General features: G+C 72.7%; 15 protein-coding genes. 2 read left to right on the top strand and 13 right to left on the bottom strand.

Annotated elements, in window-relative coordinates; all coding sequences use genetic code 11:
* Positions 1-136 precede the first annotated feature (136 nt).
* The 8 genes from P3T41_RS04995 to proC all read right to left on the bottom strand — a co-directional run bounded on the left by P3T41_RS04995 (position 137) and on the right by proC (position 7,120).
* On the bottom strand, positions 137-1,174 hold the full coding sequence (locus P3T41_RS04995) for a lysophospholipid acyltransferase family protein (RefSeq protein WP_280688061.1): 1,038 nt from the start codon (positions 1,172-1,174) through the stop codon (positions 137-139).
* A gap of 6 nt (positions 1,175-1,180) precedes the next feature.
* Entirely contained in the window at positions 1,181-2,278 is a 1,098-nt protein-coding gene (locus P3T41_RS05000) for an NAD-dependent epimerase/dehydratase family protein (protein WP_280688063.1), read from the bottom strand.
* A 139-nt stretch (positions 2,279-2,417) separates the two neighbouring features.
* A complete protein-coding gene (locus P3T41_RS05005; RefSeq protein WP_003948845.1) occupies positions 2,418-2,516 on the bottom strand; it encodes an AURKAIP1/COX24 domain-containing protein in 99 nt (32 codons plus the stop codon).
* Positions 2,517-2,637: 121 nt separating this feature from the next.
* The gene (locus P3T41_RS05010) at positions 2,638-2,847 is read right to left on the bottom strand and encodes a helix-turn-helix domain-containing protein (RefSeq protein ID WP_035847941.1); all 210 of its coding nucleotides are present in this window, start codon (positions 2,845-2,847) and stop codon (positions 2,638-2,640) included.
* A gap of 258 nt (positions 2,848-3,105) precedes the next feature.
* Positions 3,106-4,305 (bottom strand): acetoin utilization protein AcuC, encoded by a 1,200-nt coding sequence (locus P3T41_RS05015; protein ID WP_280688067.1) that lies wholly within the window; start codon positions 4,303-4,305, stop codon positions 3,106-3,108.
* The gene (locus P3T41_RS05020; RefSeq protein WP_348533628.1) at positions 4,286-5,602 is read right to left on the bottom strand and encodes an MFS transporter; all 1,317 of its coding nucleotides are present in this window, start codon (positions 5,600-5,602) and stop codon (positions 4,286-4,288) included. The genes P3T41_RS05015 and P3T41_RS05020 overlap by 20 nt, the downstream gene beginning before the upstream one ends.
* 31 nt (positions 5,603-5,633) lie before the next feature.
* Entirely contained in the window at positions 5,634-6,287 is a 654-nt protein-coding gene (locus tag P3T41_RS05025; protein WP_280688071.1) for an HAD family hydrolase, read from the bottom strand.
* Between the two features lie 5 nt (positions 6,288-6,292).
* The gene (gene proC / locus P3T41_RS05030; protein ID WP_280688073.1) at positions 6,293-7,120 is read right to left on the bottom strand and encodes a pyrroline-5-carboxylate reductase; all 828 of its coding nucleotides are present in this window, start codon (positions 7,118-7,120) and stop codon (positions 6,293-6,295) included.
* A gap of 443 nt (positions 7,121-7,563) precedes the next feature.
* Here proC and P3T41_RS05035 point away from each other — a divergent pair, with 443 nt between their 5' ends.
* Complete coding sequence (locus P3T41_RS05035) at positions 7,564-8,949, top strand: cation:proton antiporter (protein WP_280688075.1); 1,386 nt, start codon at positions 7,564-7,566, stop codon at positions 8,947-8,949.
* Here the strand turns inward: P3T41_RS05035 and glgA are convergent.
* Complete coding sequence (glgA, locus tag P3T41_RS05040) at positions 8,928-10,112, bottom strand: glycogen synthase (RefSeq protein WP_280688077.1); 1,185 nt, start codon at positions 10,110-10,112, stop codon at positions 8,928-8,930. The genes P3T41_RS05035 and glgA overlap by 22 nt on opposite strands.
* Positions 10,113-10,156: 44 nt before the next feature.
* Positions 10,157-10,315 (bottom strand): hypothetical protein, encoded by a 159-nt coding sequence (locus P3T41_RS05045; protein WP_280688079.1) that lies wholly within the window; start codon positions 10,313-10,315, stop codon positions 10,157-10,159.
* A gap of 280 nt (positions 10,316-10,595) precedes the next feature.
* Here P3T41_RS05045 and P3T41_RS05050 point away from each other — a divergent pair, with 280 nt between their 5' ends.
* The gene (locus P3T41_RS05050) at positions 10,596-11,942 is read left to right on the top strand and encodes a helix-turn-helix domain-containing protein (protein ID WP_280688081.1); all 1,347 of its coding nucleotides are present in this window, start codon (positions 10,596-10,598) and stop codon (positions 11,940-11,942) included.
* A gap of 37 nt (positions 11,943-11,979) precedes the next feature.
* Here P3T41_RS05050 and glgB read toward each other — a convergent pair whose 3' ends face one another.
* The 3 genes from glgB to P3T41_RS05065 form a co-directional block, all read right to left on the bottom strand.
* Entirely contained in the window at positions 11,980-14,259 is a 2,280-nt protein-coding gene (gene glgB / locus P3T41_RS05055) for a 1,4-alpha-glucan branching protein GlgB (protein ID WP_280688683.1), read from the bottom strand.
* Between the two features lie 101 nt (positions 14,260-14,360).
* Positions 14,361-15,935, bottom strand: a complete 1,575-nt coding sequence (locus P3T41_RS05060) for a phosphotransferase (RefSeq protein ID WP_280688083.1) — start codon at positions 15,933-15,935, stop codon at positions 14,361-14,363.
* A gap of 1 nt (position 15,936) precedes the next feature.
* The gene (locus P3T41_RS05065; RefSeq protein WP_280688085.1) at positions 15,937-17,928 is read right to left on the bottom strand and encodes an alpha-1,4-glucan--maltose-1-phosphate maltosyltransferase; all 1,992 of its coding nucleotides are present in this window, start codon (positions 17,926-17,928) and stop codon (positions 15,937-15,939) included.
* Positions 17,929-17,946 lie beyond the last annotated feature (18 nt).

Genomic DNA, 17,946 nt, shown 5'->3' on the forward strand with positions numbered 1-17,946 from the left:
CGCCCGAGCGGGCCCCCAACCCCCCCCCGCTCACCCCGGGGGCGCTCGGGGGGCCGGCCGGGCCGGGCACCTGCGGGCCTCCCTCTTTTATACGGGGGGGGGGCGCGCGCCGCGCCCCCCCCCCTCCCCGTTGCCGTCAGAAGAACACGCTGCGGCGGTCCACCAGTAGCCGGTACAGGGTGTGCTGGATGGTCTCCCGCACCTCGTCGGTGAGGTTGAAGACCAGCATCGGGTCCTCGGCCGCCTCCGGCGGGTAGCCGTCGGTCCGGATCGGCTCACCGAACTGGATCGTCCACTTGGTCGGCAGCGGCAGCACCCCCAGCGGGCCGAGCCAGGGGAAGGTCGGGGTGATCGGCAGGTAGGGCAGCCCCAGCAGCCTGGCCAGGCTCTTCACGTTGCCCAGCATCGGGTAGGTCTCCTCGGCGCCCACGATCGAGCACGGCACGATCGGCACCTGGGCCCGCAGCGCGGAGGCGACGAACCCGCCGCGCCCGAACCGCTGCAGCTTGTACCGCTCGGCGAACGGCTTGCCGATCCCCTTGAAGCCCTCCGGCCAGACGCCGACCACCTCGCCGCGCTCCAGCAGCGCCTGGGCGTCCTCGTTGCAGGCCAGCGTGTGCCCGGCCTTGCGGGCCAGCTCGCCGACCAGCGGGAGCACGAAGACCAGGTCGGCGGCGAGCATCCGCAGGTGGCGCCGGGCCGGATGGTGGTCGTGGATGGCGACCTGGGTCATCAGCGCGTCCAGCGGGACCACCCCGGAGTGGTTGGCCACCACCAGGGCGCCGCCCTCGGCCGGGATGTTCTCGATGCCGCGGACCTCGATCCGGAAGTACTTCTCGGCCAGCGGCCGCAGCGCGGAGAGGAAGACCTCCTCGGTCAGCTCGCGGTCGAAGCCGAACTCGTCCACCTCGTAGTCACCGGTGATCCGGCGCCGCAGGAAGGCCAGCCCACTGGCCGCCCGGCCTTCCCAACCCTTGCCGAACACCGACTCCGTCACCGGTCCGAGCCGGTCGGCCAGCAGGTCGCCCAACAGGTCACCCAGACCGTCGGCCAGTCGGGCGGCGACGGCAGCGAGGTCGGCACCCGCCTCGTCGCCGGCCGGCGACCAGCTCGGGGCGGACTCGATCGGGATCACCTTGGCCTCGCCGGGCAGCTCCTCGTGGGCGGCACTCATCGGGCCTCAGCTCCTGTCGTCAGGGGTGCGCACGTCCTCGGGGGTACGCAGCAGCGCGGTCAGCCGGTCGGTCACGGTGGCCAGCCGTTCGGGGGGCAGCAGACCGGCGCGCTGCCCGGCGGCGAAGTCGGCGAAGGCCTCGGTGGTGCTGAACCGCGGGCGGTAGCCGAAGACCTCGCGCAGCGCGGTGGTGTCCACCACCCGGCCGTGCGCCAGCAGGCCGATCTGCTCGGTGGAGAAGTCCGACACCCGACTCCGCTTGGCCAGCGCGGCCACCCAACCGAGCGCGGGCAGCAGTATCGGCACGGTGGGCCGGCCCAGCCGCCGGGCGCACTGCGAGAGCAGCAGCACGCCCTCGCCCGCGACGTTGAAGGTGCCGGTGCGCCGCGGCTCGCCCTCACCCGGGTCCAGCGCGGCCAGCCGCAGCACCTCGACGGCGTCGTCCTCGTGCACGAACTGCAGCCGCGGGTCGTGGCCGAGCGCGGTGGGCAGCACCGGCAGCGTGAAGTACTCGGCGAGCGGGGTGTCGGCACCGGGGCCGACCAGGTTGGCGAACCGCAGCACGCTGACCGCGACGTCGGGGCGGCGCCGGGCGAAGCCGCGCACGTAACCCTCGACCTCCGCCGCGTCCTTGGCGAAGCCGCCGGTCGGCAGGGTCTTGGGCTGGGTCCGCTCGGTGAAGACGGCCGGGTCGCGCGGGGTCGACCCGTAGACGCCGGTGGTCGACTTCACCACCAGGCGGCGGAGCACGGCGGACTGCTGGCAGGCACCGAGCAGCTGCATGCTGCCGATGACGTTGATCTCCTTGACCGTGGCCCGCGCCGAGGTGCCCGGGTTGGTGGCGCTGACGTTGAGGTGCACCACGGTGTCCACCGCGTACTCGGCCAGCACGCGGGCGATCGCCGGGCGGCGCAGGTCGGCGTGCGCGAAGACGAAGTCGGCACAACGGCTGTGGTCCAGCGGTGCGACGGACCCGACCGGACGGCGCGGCGGCTCGGTGTCCACCCCGACCACCAGGTCCACCCCCGGCTCGCGGCGGATCCGGTCGACGAACCGGGCACCGAGTTGCCGGGCCACGCCGGTGACCAGCACGACCTTGCCCACGTCCTCGCCGCCCTCCCTGCCGTCGCCCCGCTGCCACGGGTGGTTGCACCGTACCGCGTCGGCTCCCCGAAACAGACGTTGCCCGCCCCGGCAAGCCGGGACGGGCAACGGTTGCACCTGGAGCGGGGCTCCGAGGGTGTTACTTCTTGTTGCGACGCTGCACGCGGGTCCGCTTCAGAAGCTTGCGGTGCTTCTTCTTGGCCATACGCTTGCGACGCTTCTTGATGACAGAGCCCACGGAACAACCCTCGCTCACTGAGACTTCCGCCCGTGAGAGACGGAGTCCATACGACTGACGGAGGGCCTAGCCTACCGTTTGCGCGGCCAGCACCGTAATCGGGACCGGACGCACCCCCCGGTCAGGCGCTCTGACGGCCGACGTAGGAGTCCTTGAGGTAGTCGTGGACCGCCTGTTCGGGCACCCGGAAGGACCGGCCGACCCGGATGGCGGGCAGCTCTCCGCTGTGCACCAGCCGGTACACCGTCATCTTGGAGACCCTCATGACCGAGGCGACTTCCGCCACGGTCAGGAAGTTGACCTCTTGCAGGGGGCGTTCGCCGGAACTCATGACCTCACCCGACCCTTTTCCGTGTGCAAGGCACCGGCTTCCCCTCCGGTGACTCCACCGACACACGCGTATCCCCAGAGTAGTTGCGGGTGGTACGCGTGGGAAGAGGGGGATGCCGACTCCTTGTACGGTCAGAGATCCCCCTGTTGCAGTACGTAGGCGGTCAGTCGTCTGCCCCAGTCCGCCTCACGTCGGCGCCACTCCGGCCGCACCTCGGCCGCGCGTCCGGCGATCGGGCGGGAGCAGGGCGGGCCGGGTTCAGGCCAGCAGGCCGAGCTGGGGGAAGGCTGCCCGGCGGGTGGCCAGGATCGCCTGGTCGAGGCGGTCGCCGGGGTCGTAGCCGGACTCGGCGAAGTCGCGGAAGTGCGCGTCGGCGCCGTCGGTCATCCGGCTCGGGGCGGGGCAGCGGGTGCGCCGGTAGACCTCGGCGCGCCAGGCCTCGGGGGTTTCGGTGGCCGGGTCGACGGGGTGGCCGGCGGCGATGGCCACCAGGTGGGTCCAGGTCCGCGGCACCACGTCCACCACCGCGTAGCCACCGCCGCCGAGCGCCACCCAGCGTCCCTCGCAGTGCCGGTGGGCCAGCTCGTGCAGGGCGCCGGCGACCGCGCGCTGGGCGTCCACGGTGACCGCGAGGTGGGCCAGCGGGTCCTCCAGGTGGGTGTCCGCGCCGTGCTGGCTGACGATCACCTGGGGGTCGAAGGCCGCGATCAGCTCGGGGACCACGGCGTGGAAGGCACGCAGCCAGCCGGTGTCGCCGGTGCCGGCCGGCAGTGGGAGGTTGACGGCCGAGCCGGGCGCCTGCTCGCCGCCGGTCTCGGTGGCCCAACCGGTCTGCGGGAACAGCGTGCTGGGGTGCTCGTGCAGCGAGATGGTGAGCACCCGCGGATCGTCCCAGAAGGCCTGCTGCACCCCGTCGCCGTGGTGCACGTCCACATCGACGTAGACGACCCGCTCGGCGCCCAGTTCGAGCAGCCGGGCGATCGCCAGGGCGGCGTCGTTGTAGACGCAGAAGCCGGAGGCCCGCCCGGGCATCGCGTGGTGCAGGCCGCCGGCGAAGTTGACGGCGTGCCGGGCCCGGCCCTGCCAGACCGCCTCGGCGGCGCCCACCGACTGACCGGCGATCAGCGCGGAGGCGGTGTGGATGGCCGGGAAGACCGGGTTGTCCTCGGTGCCCAGGCCGTGCCGCTCGTCCAGGGTGCCGGGGTGTGCGGCAGCTTGCCGGACCGCCTCGATGTAGTCCAGCCGGTGGACCAGGTGCAGGGTCGACTCGCCCGCCGGCGGGGCGGCGGTCACCGTCACCCCGGGCAGCCCGGGCAGCCCGAAGGCCTCGACCAGCCGCATGGTGAGCGCGAGCCGGGTCGGGTCCATCGGGTGGGTCGGGCTGAAGTTGTAGGCGGTGACCCCCTCGTCCCAGAAGAGGCGCAGGCTGCAGGGCTGATCAGACTCGGCTTGAGGCATGGTCCAAAAGTAGTGGCTGGCGTTCGGCGGGAGCGAAGTGCCCGGCCAGCGGGACCACCACGAGCACCAGCAGCATCGGCGCCAGCAGCGCCCAGCGGAACGAGCCGGCCCCCGCGATCGCGCCGACCAGCGGCGAACCGATCAGGAAGCCCACGTAGTTGAAGAGGTTCAGCCGGGCCACCGCCGCGTCCGAGTCCTGCGGGAAGAGCCGCCCGCCGGCCGCGAAGACCTGCGGGATGACCGCGCAGATGCCGAGCCCGAGCACGGTGAAGCCGGCGATCCCGGCCCACGGCGCGGGCGCCAGCGCCGCGATGCCGAAGCCGAGCGCCGCCACCGCGGCGCCGCCGCGCACCACCGCGGCGGCACCGAAGCGCTGCACGCCGCGGTCGCCGAAGGTGCGCCCGACCAGCAGCGCGACCATGTAGCCGGCGTAGCCGAGCGCGCCCACCCGGTCGCCGCTGTGCAGCGTCTCGGTCAGGTACTTGGCGCTCCAGTTGGAGACCGTGGAGTCGGCGATGTAGGCGAAGGCCATCGCGGCGCAGAGCGGCAGCAGCGGCTTCCACGGGATCGACCGGGCGGCGGCCGCCACCGCCTCCTCGACCGCGTGGCCGAGTTCACCCGGCCCGGCGAAGAACCGTCCGGCGATCAGCGCGGCCGGGACCAGCACCGCGACACTGGCACCGAAGAGCGTGATCAGGTGCAGGTGCGCACCGCCGCTGGCGAGCAGCGCGCCGATGATCCCGCCGGCGCTGAACGCCGCGTGGAAGCCGAGCATGATCGAGCGGCCGTAGCGGTGCTGCAGGCCGACCCCGAGCATGTTCATCGAGGCGTCCAGCGCGCCGACCAGCAGCCCGAAGGCGGCCAGCGCCAGGGCGAGCGCCCAGAGCGAGTGCCCCAGGCCCACCCCGACCAGGGTCAGGCAGACGGCCGGCTGGACGATCCGCAGCACGGTGCGCGGGGCGGTCCGTTTGACGAGTTGCTCGGAGCTGATCGACCCGACGCCGGCCAGGATCGGCACGGCGGCCAGGAAGATCGTCAGGGTGCCGTCGGACAGCCCGTACTGCCGCTGGATGCCCGGGATCCGGGTGACCAGCAGGGCGAAGGTGATGCCCTGGAGCAGGAAGGCGACCAGCAGGGCGGTGCGGGCCTGGCGCAGCCGAGCCGAGACTTCGGCGGGTACGGCCTGGGTCGTCATCCGGACCTCGCTCACCACCGGTCCAGTGGCTACTGGCCGGTACGACGATATTGGCGCGAGCGTAGGGGGTGGGCGCGGGTTTGGGGAGAGGGCCGACGGCAACGATCGGGCGACGAGGACGATCTGGCCTCGATCAGGCGTCCAGCAGCTCCAGCACCTCGGCCAGGCCGCCGATCAGCCCGGTGGCACCGGCCTCGGTGAGCCGCTCGGCCGGGGTGAGCGCGGTGTAGCCGTACACGTCCATCCCGGCGGCCCGGGCCGCCAGCACGCCCATCGGGCTGTCCTCGATCACCAGGCAACGCGCCGGTGCCACCCCCAGGGTGCGGGCGGCGTGCTGGAACAGGTCGGGCGCGGGCTTGCCGACACCGACGTCCTGGGCGCTGAAGATCCGCTCCTCGGGGAGCAGGCCGCGCAGTCCGGTGAGGTCGAGCGCGGCGCGGATCCAGTCGTGCCCGGCCGAGGAGGCCAGGCAGTACGGCACGCCGCGCCGGCCGAGCTCCTTGAGCAGTTCGGCGGCGCCGGGCACCGGGGTGAGCTCGGTCGCGAAGGCGGCGAACACCCGGTCGTGGAAGGCCTGCGGGAAGTCGGCGGGCAGCGTGGCGCCGAACCGCTCGGCGACCAGCTCGCGCACCGCGTGGCTGGCCCGGCCCATCAGCTCGCGGTAGGAGTCCTCGACGGTGATCGGGAAGCCGAGGCCGGTGAGGTACTCGGCCAGCAGGCGGTTGGATATCGGCTCGCTGTCGACCAGCACGCCGTCGTTGTCGAAGATGACCAGGTCGTGGTTCACCGCTGTCACTTCCCGCCGGAGGCCAGCTCGCGGGACCGGTCGCGGGCCGCTTCCAGCGCGCCGAGCAGCGCCGCCCGCACCCCGTGGTTCTCCAGCTCGCGGATGGCCGCGATGGTGGTGCCGGCCGGCGAGGTGACCGCCTCGCGCAGCTTGACCGGGTGCTCGCCGGAGTCCCGCAGCATCACCGAGGCGCCGATCGCGGACTGCACGATCAGGTCGTGCGCCACCTGCCGGGGCAGGCCGAGCAGGATGCCGGCGTCGGTCATCGCCTCGACCAGGTAGTAGAAGTAGGCGGGGCCGGAGCCGGAGAGCGCGGTGGCGGCGTCCTGCTGGGACTCGGGCAGCCGCAGCGCCTTGCCGACCGACTGGAAGATCTGCTCGGCCCGCCGCAGGTGCTCCTCGCCCGCGTGCGAGCCGCCGGAGATGACGCTCATCCCCTCGTCCACCAGGACGGGGGTGTTGGGCATCACCCGCACCACCGGCGTGCCGGCCGGCAGCCGGGCCTCGAACCAGCGGGTCGGGATGCCGGCCGCGGCCGAGATGACCAGCCGGTCGCTGCCGACGTGCGGGCCGAGCTCCTCCATCAGCGTTCCCATGTCCTGCGGCTTGACCGCCAGGATCAGGGTGTCGGCCAGCTTGGCCGCCTCCCGGTTGGTGCAGGCGCCGACCCCGTACCTGCGGGCCAGCTCGGCGGCCCGCTCGGGACGGCGGGCGGTGACCCAGACCTCGGCCGGGCGCTTGCCGGCCCGCAACAGACCGGAGAGCAGCGCTTCGCCGATCTTGCCGGTGCCCAGGAAGGCGATCCGCTGGGGATGGACGGCGCTGCTGGTCATGGCGTGGCTCCTTGATCACCGCGACAGTACTGCCGCCCATCCTCGCACCCGGCCCTGGGCCGTCGGGGGACCCGTCCACCGGGCGGACGGCTCCCCCGACGGCCCAGGGGCGACCAGGCGGTGGTCGAGCATCGCTCGCGCGACGCGCCCGGGCGTCGGGGAGTGAGGAAGATCGCACGGGAGTCTCCGGAGGATTCGCCGGACCGGAGCGCAACCGGGACATCGGACAGTGCGCCCCCGCTTCGCACGGGTTTGTGACTGATCATCAGCGACAAGTTATATTTCTATTTGTCAATTTACTAGTAAATCCCGATCCGCCCGCCGCTCCCGATAACGGCGAAGTCTGGGAGGTTCACCATGCCAACCCCGCCACGGAGCCCTCGGTCGGCGACGCCGGCACCCCACCGGCCGACCACGCAGGGTGGCGACGGCCGGGAGCGCCGATGAGCTCCCTGGACCTCACCACCCGCCTGCTGGCCGGCCTGGCGGTGCTGCTGGGACTGAGCCGCGGCGCCGGACGGCTGGCCACCCGGTTCGGGCAGCCGGCCGTGCTGGCCGAGATCGCGGTGGGCGTGGCACTCGGCCCCTCGGTGCTGGGGCGGCTGCTGCCGCGGGTGCACCAGCAGCTCTTCGGCCGGGACGTGCAGTCGGTGTTGAACGGGCTGGCCCAGCTGGCGGTGGCGCTGTACGCCTTCGAGATCGGGCGGCACCTGGCCGACCGGAAACAGCGGCAGGCCGGCCCGGCCACGGCCGGTGGGCGGGCGCCGCTGGTGCTGGCGGCGGTCTCGCTGCTCACGCCGGCCGCCGCCGGGCTGGCGCTGGCACCGCTGCTGCACGCGCACCGGCTGGCCGGCCCGGGGACCGGACTGGGCGCCTTCGCCCTCTTCCTGGCCTGCGCGCTCGGCGTGACGGCGGTCCCGGTGCTGGCCCGGATCCTGCAGGACCGGGGCTTGGCGGAGACCACCGTCGGACGGCTGAGCCTGCTGGCCGCCTCGGTCGGGGACGCGGCCTGCTGGTGCCTGCTGGGCCTGGCGCTCTTCCTGGCCGGCCGGATGGGGTGGCCGCAACTGCTGGCCGCACTGCTCGGCGCGGGGCTGGCGGCGCTGGTCGCCGGGTACCGTGCCCGGCGGCCGCACCTGGCCGCGCGGCGGGAGGCGAGCACGGTGACGGTGACCGGTGCGATCTGCCTGGCGGCCGCGGCCTCCTCGGCGCTCGGGCTGCACCCGCTCTTCGGCGGGCTGATGCTCGGGCTCGCCTGGCCGGCGGGGGCCTCGGCGATCAGTTCGCTGACCGTCGGCTCGCCGGGCGGCGGCTCAACGGGCGCGGGGTCACCGGGCGTCGGTTCACCGGCTGTCAAATCCGCACTCGACGTTCGGTCAACCCGGCCGCCGGCGCCGCGCCCCGGTCCGCGGTCGAGCCCGGCGGTCGGCCAGCTCGCCGCCGTGCTGCTGCCGTGCTTCTTCCTGGGAACGGGGCAGCAGGTCGATCTGGGCGCGGGCCTGCTGGACGGCGGCTTCCTGCTGCTGGTGGCGGCGCTGCTGGCGGTCGCCACCGCGACCAAGTTCGCCGCCTGCGCGGTGGTCGGCGCCCGCTACGGCTTCCCGCCCAGGGACGCGCTGCGCCTGGGGGTGCTGATGAACACCCGCGGACTGACCGAGATCGTCGTGCTGACCACCGGCTACCAGGCCGGGCTGATCGGTCACCGGCTCTTCGAGGCCCTGCTGCTGGTCGCCCTGCTGGCCACCGCGGCGGCCGGCCCGGCGCTCAGCCTGCTGGCCCCGCGCCGGGCGCCGGTCACCGGACGGCCTCAGGCGACGAGCTTCTCGTAGACCCGCAAGGTGCGCTCGGCCACGCCGGTCCAGGAGAACCGCTCCACCGCCCGCCGCCGCCCGGCCGCGCCGAGCAGCTCGGCCAGGTCCGGATCGTCGAGCAGCCGGTTGACGGCGGCCGCCAGGCCCAGGGTCAACTGCTCCGGCTCCGCCGGCTCGCCGGTCCCGTCGGTCCTGGGCCGGTACTCGACCAGCAGCCCGGTACCGCCGTCCTCGACCACCTCGGGGATCCCGCCCACCGCGGTGGCCACCACGGCCGTCCCGCAGGCCATCGCCTCCAGGTTGACGATGCCCATCGGCTCGTAGAGCGAGGGGCAGACGAAGACCGTGGCGTGGGTGAGCAGTTGGCGCAGGCTGCGGCCGTCGAGCATGCCGTCGATCCGCACCACGCCGGCCCGCCGGCGGCTCAGCTCGGCCACCAGCTCGGCCACCTCGGCGGCGATCTCGGGGGTGTCGGCCTGGCCGCAGCAGAGCACCAGTTGGGCCTCGGGACGCAGCTCGAAGGCGGCCCGCAGCAGCTGCGGCAGGCCCTTCTGCCGGGTCACCCGGCCGACGAAGAGGACGATCGGGCGCTGCGGGTCGATGCCGTACCTGACCAGCGTGTCGATCCGCGGATCGGCCTGGTAGATCTCGGTGTCGATGCCGTTGTGGATCACCTGCACCCGCTCCGGGTCGATCTCCGGATAGGTGGTGAGGATGTCCTCGCGCATCGCCGTCGAGACCGCGATCAGCGCGTCGGCGGCGAGCGCCGCCGACCGCTCGAGCCAGCTCGACAGCGCGTATCCGCCGCCCAGTTGCTCGGCCTTCCACGGCCGCAGCGGCTCCAGGCTGTGCAGCGTCATCACGTGCGGGACGCCGTGCAGCAGCTTGGCCAGGTGTCCCGCGGCGTTGGCGTACCAGGTGTGACTGTGCACCAGGTCGGCGCCGGCGCAGTCGGCTGCCATCCGCAGGTCCGCGCCGAGGAAGCGCAGCGCCGCGTTGGCATCGCCCAGGTCGCTGGGCAGCGGGTAGGCGCGGGTGTCCGGCTCGCTGCGGGGGGCGCCCAGGCAGCGGACGTTGACCTGGGCGAGCTGTCGCAGCGCCCTGGTGAGCTCGGCCGCGTGCACACCGGCGCCGCCGTAGACCTCCGGCGGATATTCCCTGGTGAGCAGGTCGATCCGCATGGTAATTCCCTTCTGGCGAGGTGGCAGCGGGAACTGACGGATCATCAGCAGCAGGCCGGCGGTCCATTGGGAGTCGGCGTGGCGTTGGCCGTGACGGGCGGCGGCGTCGGCGTTGCGGCAGCCGCGCCACCTGCGGTGACGGCCAGGACGCCGGTCATGGCCAGCAGAGTGGCGGCGAAGAAGAGCGGAAGGATCTTGCGCATGGGCTTTGCCTTTCGCTGAGTCACTTTTGTTGACAGCCAGAGTCAATCTTACTTGACCATAGAAGTCAATGATCATCTTTCGCGCTGACTCACCCCACCGGAGAGTGACCATGGCGTACGGGGGAACATCACACCGTGCTGGGGACGTTCGCCGTACCAAGGGGCCATGCGTGGGGCGATAGCCTTGGCGGGGGCCAGCTAGTGATGTAAAAGATGGAGTCAAATGGGTATCTCGCGAGGTACGGCTCAAAGCGCCGCCCTCCCCGTTGACCGGAGAACCATGGAGCAATCACAGAGCGGGACGAATGGCATCGGGCAGCGGCTTCGCGAGCTGCGCCAGAAGCGTGGCCTGAATCAGCAGGACCTCGCGTCCGCGGATATCTCGGTGAGCTACGTGTCGCTGATCGAGACCGGGAAGCGCGCGCCCTCGGAGACCGTGCTCAAGTCACTGGCCGAACGGGTCGGGTGCACGGTCGACTACCTGCGCACCGGACGGGACGACACCCGGGTCAAGGAGCTCGAACTCAAGATCGTCTTTGGTGACATGGCGCTGCGCAACGGTGCCAACGGCGAGGCCCTGCAGTCCTACAGCGAGGCCCTGGCGAACGCCCCGCTGCTCGACGAGGCGATGGTCCGGCGGGCCAAGCTCGGCCAGGCGCTGGCCTTCGAGAAGCTGGGCCGGCTCGAGGCCGCCATCCAGCTGTTCAACGCGCTCTACGACGACCCGGAGACCACTCCGGGCTCGGCCGAGTGGGCCCAGCTCGCGGTGGCCCTCTGCCGGGCCTACCGGGACGCCGGCGACCAGGTGATGAGCGTGGAGGTCGGCGAGCGGGCGATGAAGCAGCTCGACCGGCTCGGCCTGGACGTCACCGACGACCACATCCAGCTGGGCGCCACGCTGATCGGCTGCTACTACAACCGCGGTGACCTGACCCAGGCCCAGTTGCTGAGCAACCGGCTGACCCAGGTCGCCGAGGAGAACGGCTCGCGGGTCGCCCGTGGCGCGGTCTACTGGAACGCCGCGCTGGTGGCCAACTCGCGGGGCCAGGCGAAGGAGTCGCTGGCGCTCGCGGAGCGCGCACTGGCGCTGATGGCGGAGTCCGACAACGTCCGCCACATCGGTCTGCTCAAGGTCAACTGCGCCGCCTACCTACTGGAGATCGACAGCTGCGACCTGGACCACGTGGCGGTCCTGCTGACGGAGGCGCAGGAGACGATGCTGGAGGTGGGCACCGCGGCCGAGCAGGCGAGCGTGGAGACCTACCGCGCGCGGCTGGCGCTGCGCCAGGCCGACCCCGACGCCGCCCTGGAGCGGGCCAGCCGGGCGCTCGGCCTGCTGCGCAACGAGTCCCGCTGGGAGTCCGCCTCGGCCCGCGTGGTGCTGGCCCAGGCCCAGTTCGAGCGGGGCGAGGCCACGGCCGGCGCGGAGACCCTGCACGCGGTGGAGCGCCAGCTCGGGCAGATCCCGGTGAACCGGAACACCGCCCTGGTCTGGCGGCAGGCCGGCGACGTCTGGCAGCTCAACGGCCACCCGAACGAGGCCCTGGCCATGTACCAGCACGCTCTGTCCGGCGTCGGCCTGGTGCCGCTGAAAGGGGCCGCCCGGGTCACCGCCCCGCTGATCTGAGCGCCGGGCGCGGCCGACGCGCCCGCGCCCGGTCCACTCAGCCCGCCTCGGGAACCGGTCCGGCCGGCCGGGCCCCGGTCAGCCGAGCCGCCGTCAGCGGCAGCTCCGGCCCCTGCGGGCAGAGCCACACCGTGGCCAGTGGCGGCAGCGTCAGCTCGGCGCTGAACGGCTGGCCCTGCCACGGCAGTTCCTCGGCTTGGTGCGGACCGGGGCGGCCCGAACCGGCGCCGCCGTAGCGGGAGTCGTCGGTGTCCAGCACGACCTGCCAGACCCCGGCCGCCGGCAATCCGATCCGGTAGCCGGTGCGCACCGACGGCGACAGGTTGCTGACCGCCACCAGCGAGCGTCCCGCCGCGTCCCGGCGGACGAAGCAGTAGACGTTGTCCTGGGCCGCGTCGGCGTCCAGCCAGGCGAAGCCGGCCGGGTCCGCGTCGAGTTGCCACAGTGGCGGGCAGTCCTGGTAGACCTGGTTCAGGTCGGTCACCAGCCGTCGTACGCCCCGGTGGTCCTCGGCGGCCGGCCAGCCCTCGTCCAGCAGCCACCACTGCGGGCCCTGCTCGTGGTCCCATTCGGCGCCCTGGGCGAACTCCTGGCCCATGAAGAGCAATTGCTTGCCGGGGTGGGCCCACATGAAGCCGAGGTAGGCGCGGTGGTTGGCCCGCTGCTGCCACCAGTCGCCCGGCATCTTGGAGACCAGCGCACCCTTGCCGTGCACCACCTCGTCGTGCGAGATCGGCAGCACGTAGTTCTCCGAGTAGGCGTACACCATCGAGAAGGTCAACTCGTTGTGGTGGTACTGCCGATGGATCGGCTCCCGGGCGAAGTAGCGCAGCGAGTCGTGCATCCAGCCCATGTTCCACTTCAGGCCGAAGCCGAGCCCGCCGCTGCCGTCATGTCCCAGGGAGTCGGTGGGGCGGGTGACGCCGTCCCAGGCGGTGGATTCCTCGGCGATGGTGACCACGCCGGGGCAGCGGCGGTAGACGGTGGCGTTCATCTCCTGGAGGAAGGCGACGGCGTCGAGGTTCTCGCGGCCGCCGAACTGGTTGGGGGCCCATTCGCCGTCCTGGCGGGAGTAGTCGAGGTAGAGCATGGAGGCGACCGCGTCGACGCGCAGGCCGTCGATGTGGAACTCCTCGCACCAGTAGACCGCGTTGGCGACCAGGAAGTTGCGGACCTCGGTGCGGCCGTAGTCGAAGGTCAGGGTGCCCCAGTCGGGGTGTTCGGCGCGGCGCGGGTCGGCGGGCTCGTAGAGCGGTTCGCCGTCGAAGCGGGCCAGCGCGAAGTCGTCCTTGGGGAAGTGCGCCGGCACCCAGTCCATGATCACGCCCAGGCCCGCCTGGTGCAGCGCGTCGACCAGGAACTTGAAGTCGTCCGGCGAGCCCAACCGCGCGGTGGGCGCGTAGAAGCCGGAGACCTGGTAGCCCCAGGAACCGCCGAACGGGTGCTCCAGGACCGGCATGAACTCCACATGGGTGAAGTTCAACTCCCGCAGATACTCCGGCAACTCCACCGCCAGCTGACGATACGTCAGACCTGGCCGCCAGGAGGCCAGATGCAGCTCGTAGATCGACATCGCGCCGGCCTGGGCACAGTGCTCGGCCCGGTGGCGCAGCCAGCGCGCGTCGCCCCAGACGTAGGGCGAGTCGTGCACCACCGAGGCGGTGGCGGGCGGGGCCTCGGCGCGGCGGGCCAGCGGGTCGGCCTTCTGCAGCAACCGCCCGTCCCGGGTGGCGATCTCGTACTTGTACCTGGCGCCCTCGCCGACGCCCGGCACGAACAGCTCCCAGATCCCGGTCGAACCCAGCGAGCGCATCGGGAACCCGGTGCCGTCCCAGAAGTTGAAGTCGCCGACCAGCCGCACCCCGACCGCGTTCGGCGCCCACACCGCGAACGCCGTGCCCAGCACGCCGTCCACCGTGCGCGGGTGCGAACCGAGCGCCTTCCAGAGCTGCTCGTGGCGCCCCTCGCCGATCAGGTGCAGGTCCAACTCGCCCAGCGTGGGCGCGAACCGGTAGCCGTCCTCCTCCACCCGCTCGCCGTTGCCGTCGGTGACCCGCAGCCGGTAGTCGGCACGCCAACCCGTCGGCAGCAGGCCGGTGAAGAGGCCGTCGTCGGCCCAGGAGAGCGCCATCCGACCGACCTCGGTCTCCAGCACCACCGCGTCGGCACCCGGCCGCAACACCCGCACCGCGACCCCGGACTTGCCGGGGTGGGCGCCCAGCACGGCGTGCGGATCGTGGTGGCGGCCGGCCAGCAGGCGGGCGACCTCGTCCGCGGACGGCCGCGCCGGGGAGAGTTGCAGGACCGGGGGATCCAGTTCGAGGGCCAGGCGCGGAGTCACGGGTGAAGTCCCTGTCGTCTAGTGGGCAGTGTGGGCATCTCTGGGGCGGCCGCCGCCGGGGTCGGGCAGCCACCGGGTCAGCGGCCGAAGACCAGCCGTTGGATCGCCGCCATCGGGATCGGCAGCCAGGCCGGTCGGTGCTGGGCCTCGTAGACCGCCTCGTAGACCGCCTTCTCGGCCTCGAAGGCCCGCAGCACCACCGGGTGGCAGTGTGGATCGACGCCTCCGGCCGCCGCGTAACCGGCGGTGAAGGCACGGCGGTTGCGCACCGCCCAGGCGTAGGCGCGGCGGTTGCGGCGCAGCCGGGCGGCGGTCCGCTCGGCGCATTCGCCGGCCGGCGGCTCGCCCCGCTCGGCGACGTCGCCGGACCCGGCGGACGGCTGCAGGCCGGCCAGCGCCTGCTGGCCGGCGTACTCGAAGGAGCGCAGCATGCCCGCCACGTCCTTGAGCACCGGCTGCGGCAGCACCCGTTCGGCCACCGGGCGGGCCGGCTCGCCCTCGAAGTCGATCACCTTCCAGCCGCCCTCGGTGCGCAGTACCTGACCCAGGTGCAGGTCACCGTGGATCCGCTGGGCCGCCAAGCCCCGCCCGCGCAACGCGAGTTTACCGAAGTCCTCGTAGAGGCTGCTCAACCGCCCGACGTAGGCCTCCAGTTCGGGCACCTCGCGGACGGCGGCGCGCAACTCCCGGTGCAGGCCGTCGACCAGCGCGACGATCTGCTCGGGCCCGAGCTCCACCTGGCCGAAGGCCTCGGCGAGCGCCGCGTGCACCTCGGCCACCGCGCCGCCCAGCGCCCGCGCCTCGTCCGTGAAGCCGTCCACGGCGGGCACCGTGCGGCAGACGCCGGTGATGCACTCGGCGGCCTGCTCGACCGCCAGCTGCCAACCGTTGCCCCGGGCCGGCAGGAACTCCTCCAGGATGCCGAGCACCATGGCCTGCTGCGGCTCACCGTCGGTGTGCAGCCAGCCGGCCAGGCCCGGGATGCGGTCGCAGTGCACCTGGGTGAGGCCGCGCAGCGCCTCGGTCTCCGGGTGCGGGCCGGGCTCCGGCTGGCGGAAGATCTTGAAGAGCAGGCGGTCGCCGTAGACCACCGTGCTGTTGCTCTGCTCCACGGCCAGCGCGCGGGCGCTGAGCCCGCGCGGCACCGGGCCGGCGCCGGTCAGCGACATCCGCAGCTCGCCGGTGTCGGCACCCGCGTCCACCGCGGACTCGGCGACCGCACCCATGCCCGACGCGACCGTCCGCTCCAGCAGCCGCTCCATCAACTCGTGGTCCTCGGTGGCCTCGTAGAGCGACCAGCCGTCCCACCGGCCGCCCCGCGCGATGCCGATCCCGGCCGGAGCCAGCGCCTCGGGCAGGCTGGGGCGCAGCCCGACCAGCAACTGGTAGTGGCGCGAGCCGGTACTGCCGTGCCGGGCGTCGAGCACCGAGTGCAGCAGCACCGGACCGTGCGGATCGCCGGCGCGCGGGCCGTCCAGCACCGAGGCGCTGACCGGGGCCAGCTGTTCCAGGTGGCCGTGCTCGTGGGTGAACCAGCGACGGGTCACCAACCAGGGCAGCAGGTCGGGCAGCAGCGGACGCAACAGCTCGTCGGCCTGCGACTCGGTGCCGCGCTCGGCGTTCAGGCAGGTGGCGCAGAGAATCGCCGGCATCTCAGCTCTCCTGACGGAACGTCATGATGTGGGCCGGGCCCTGCGCGGGGTCGAGCCGCACGTAGGCGTGGTGCTGCCAGCGGTGGTCGCCGCCGGAGAGCTCGCAGTGCACCGCGAGCGGGCCGTCGGCCTCGGGCAGCGTCACGGTGCACTCCTGCACGCCGGTCGGGTCCAGGTTGACGACGACGATCAGCTGGTCCGTGCCGGTGCGCTTGGTGTAGGCGACGACCTGGTCGTTGTCGGTGGGCAGGAAGCTGAGGTTGCGCAGTTCCTGAAGGGCGGGGTGTTCGCGGCGCAGCCGGTTCAGGGTGGTGAGCAGCGGCGCCAGGGAGTCGATGCGGGTCCAGTCGCGCGGGCGCAGCTGGTACTTCTCGCTGTCCAGGTACTCCTCGCCCTCGTCCACCGGACTGTTCTCGCCCAGCTCGAAGCCGGCGTAGACGCCGTAGCTGGGCGACAGGGTGGCGGCCAGCACGGCGCGCACCGCGAAGGCGCTCAGACCCTGCTGCTGCAGGTGCCGGGGCAGGATGTCCGGGGTGTTGACGAAGAAGTTGGGCCGCAGATAGGCGCCGGTCTCCTCGGTCAACTCGGTCAGGTACTCGGTGAGTTCCCGCTTGCTGTTGCGCCAGGTGAAGTAGGTGTACGACTGCTGGAAGCCGATCTTCGCCAGCGTCCGGAGCATCGCCGGGCGGGTGAAGGCCTCGGCCAGGAAGACCACGTCCGGGTCGGTCCGGTTGATCTCGCCGATCACCAGCTCCCAGAAGTGCACCGGCTTGGTGTGCGGGTTGTCGACCCGGAAGATCCGCACCCCGTGGCCCATCCAGTACCGCAGCAGGCGTAACGTTTCTTCGACCAGGCCGTCGAAGTCCTGGTCGAAGTTGATCGGGTAGATGTCCTGGTACTTCTTCGGCGGGTTCTCCGCGTACGCGATGGTCCCGTCGATCCGGTGGCTGAACCACTGCGGGTGCTCGTCGACCCAGGGGTGGTCGGGCGAGGCCTGCAGCGCGAAGTCCAGCGCGATCTCCAGACCCAACTCGCGGGCCCGGGCCACGAAGGCGTCGAAGTCCTCGATGGTGCCCAGGTCCGGATGGACCGCGTCGTGACCGCCCGCCGGCGAGCCGATCGCCCACGGCGAGCCGACGTCGTCCGGGCCCGCCGTCAGCGAGTTGTTCGGGCCCTTGCGGAAGGAACGCCCGATCGGGTGGATCGGCGGCAGGTAGAGCACGTCGAAGCCCATCGCCGCGACGGCGGGCAGCCGCTCGGCGGCGGTGCGGAAGGTGCCCGAGCGCGGCGGGTTCAGGGTGGCGCCCTCGGAGCGCGGGAAGAACTCGTACCAGGACCCGAACAGCGCCCGCCGCCGCTCCACCTGGAGCGGCAGCGTCGCCGAGGAGGTGACCTGCTCCCGCAGCGGGTAGCGCTCCAGCACGGCCGTCACGCCGGGCAGCAGCGCGGCCGCCAGCCGGGTCAGCGGGGCCCGGCGGTGATCGCGCAGCGCGGCCACCGCGGCCAACACGGCGGTGCGCGCGCTCCCCCGCGGCACCCCGGCGGCCACCCGCTCCAGCAGCAGCGCGCCCTCCTCCAGGGTCAGTTCGACGTCCTGCCCGGCCGGCAGCTTGATCTCGGCCCGGTCCAGCCAGCTGGTCACCGGGTCGCTCCAGGCCTCCACCGTGTAGCTCCAGCGGCCCACCGCGCTCAGGCCGACCTCGACGCCCCAGCGGTCGGTGCCGGGCGCCAGCTCGCGCATCGGCAGCCAGGGCCCGGGCCGGCCTTCGGGGTCGCGCAGCACCACGTTGGCGCCGAGCTTGCCGTGGCCCTCGCGGAAGACGGTGGCGCTGATCAGGAAGCTCTCGCCCAGCACGGCCTTGGCCGGGCGGCGGCCGTCCGCCACCACCGGGCTGAGGTCGAGCACGGGTATCCGTCCCACCAGAGCCGGCGCCGGCCCCGCGGTCGCCGGCTCTCCCAGCGCCGGTGTGGCGCGCGTGACCAGGTCGGTCATCTGTGGTCTCCCCTGTCG

The sequence above is a fragment of the Kitasatospora sp. GAS204B genome, assembly GCF_029892155.1.
Classification (GTDB): domain Bacteria; phylum Actinomycetota; class Actinomycetes; order Streptomycetales; family Streptomycetaceae; genus Kitasatospora.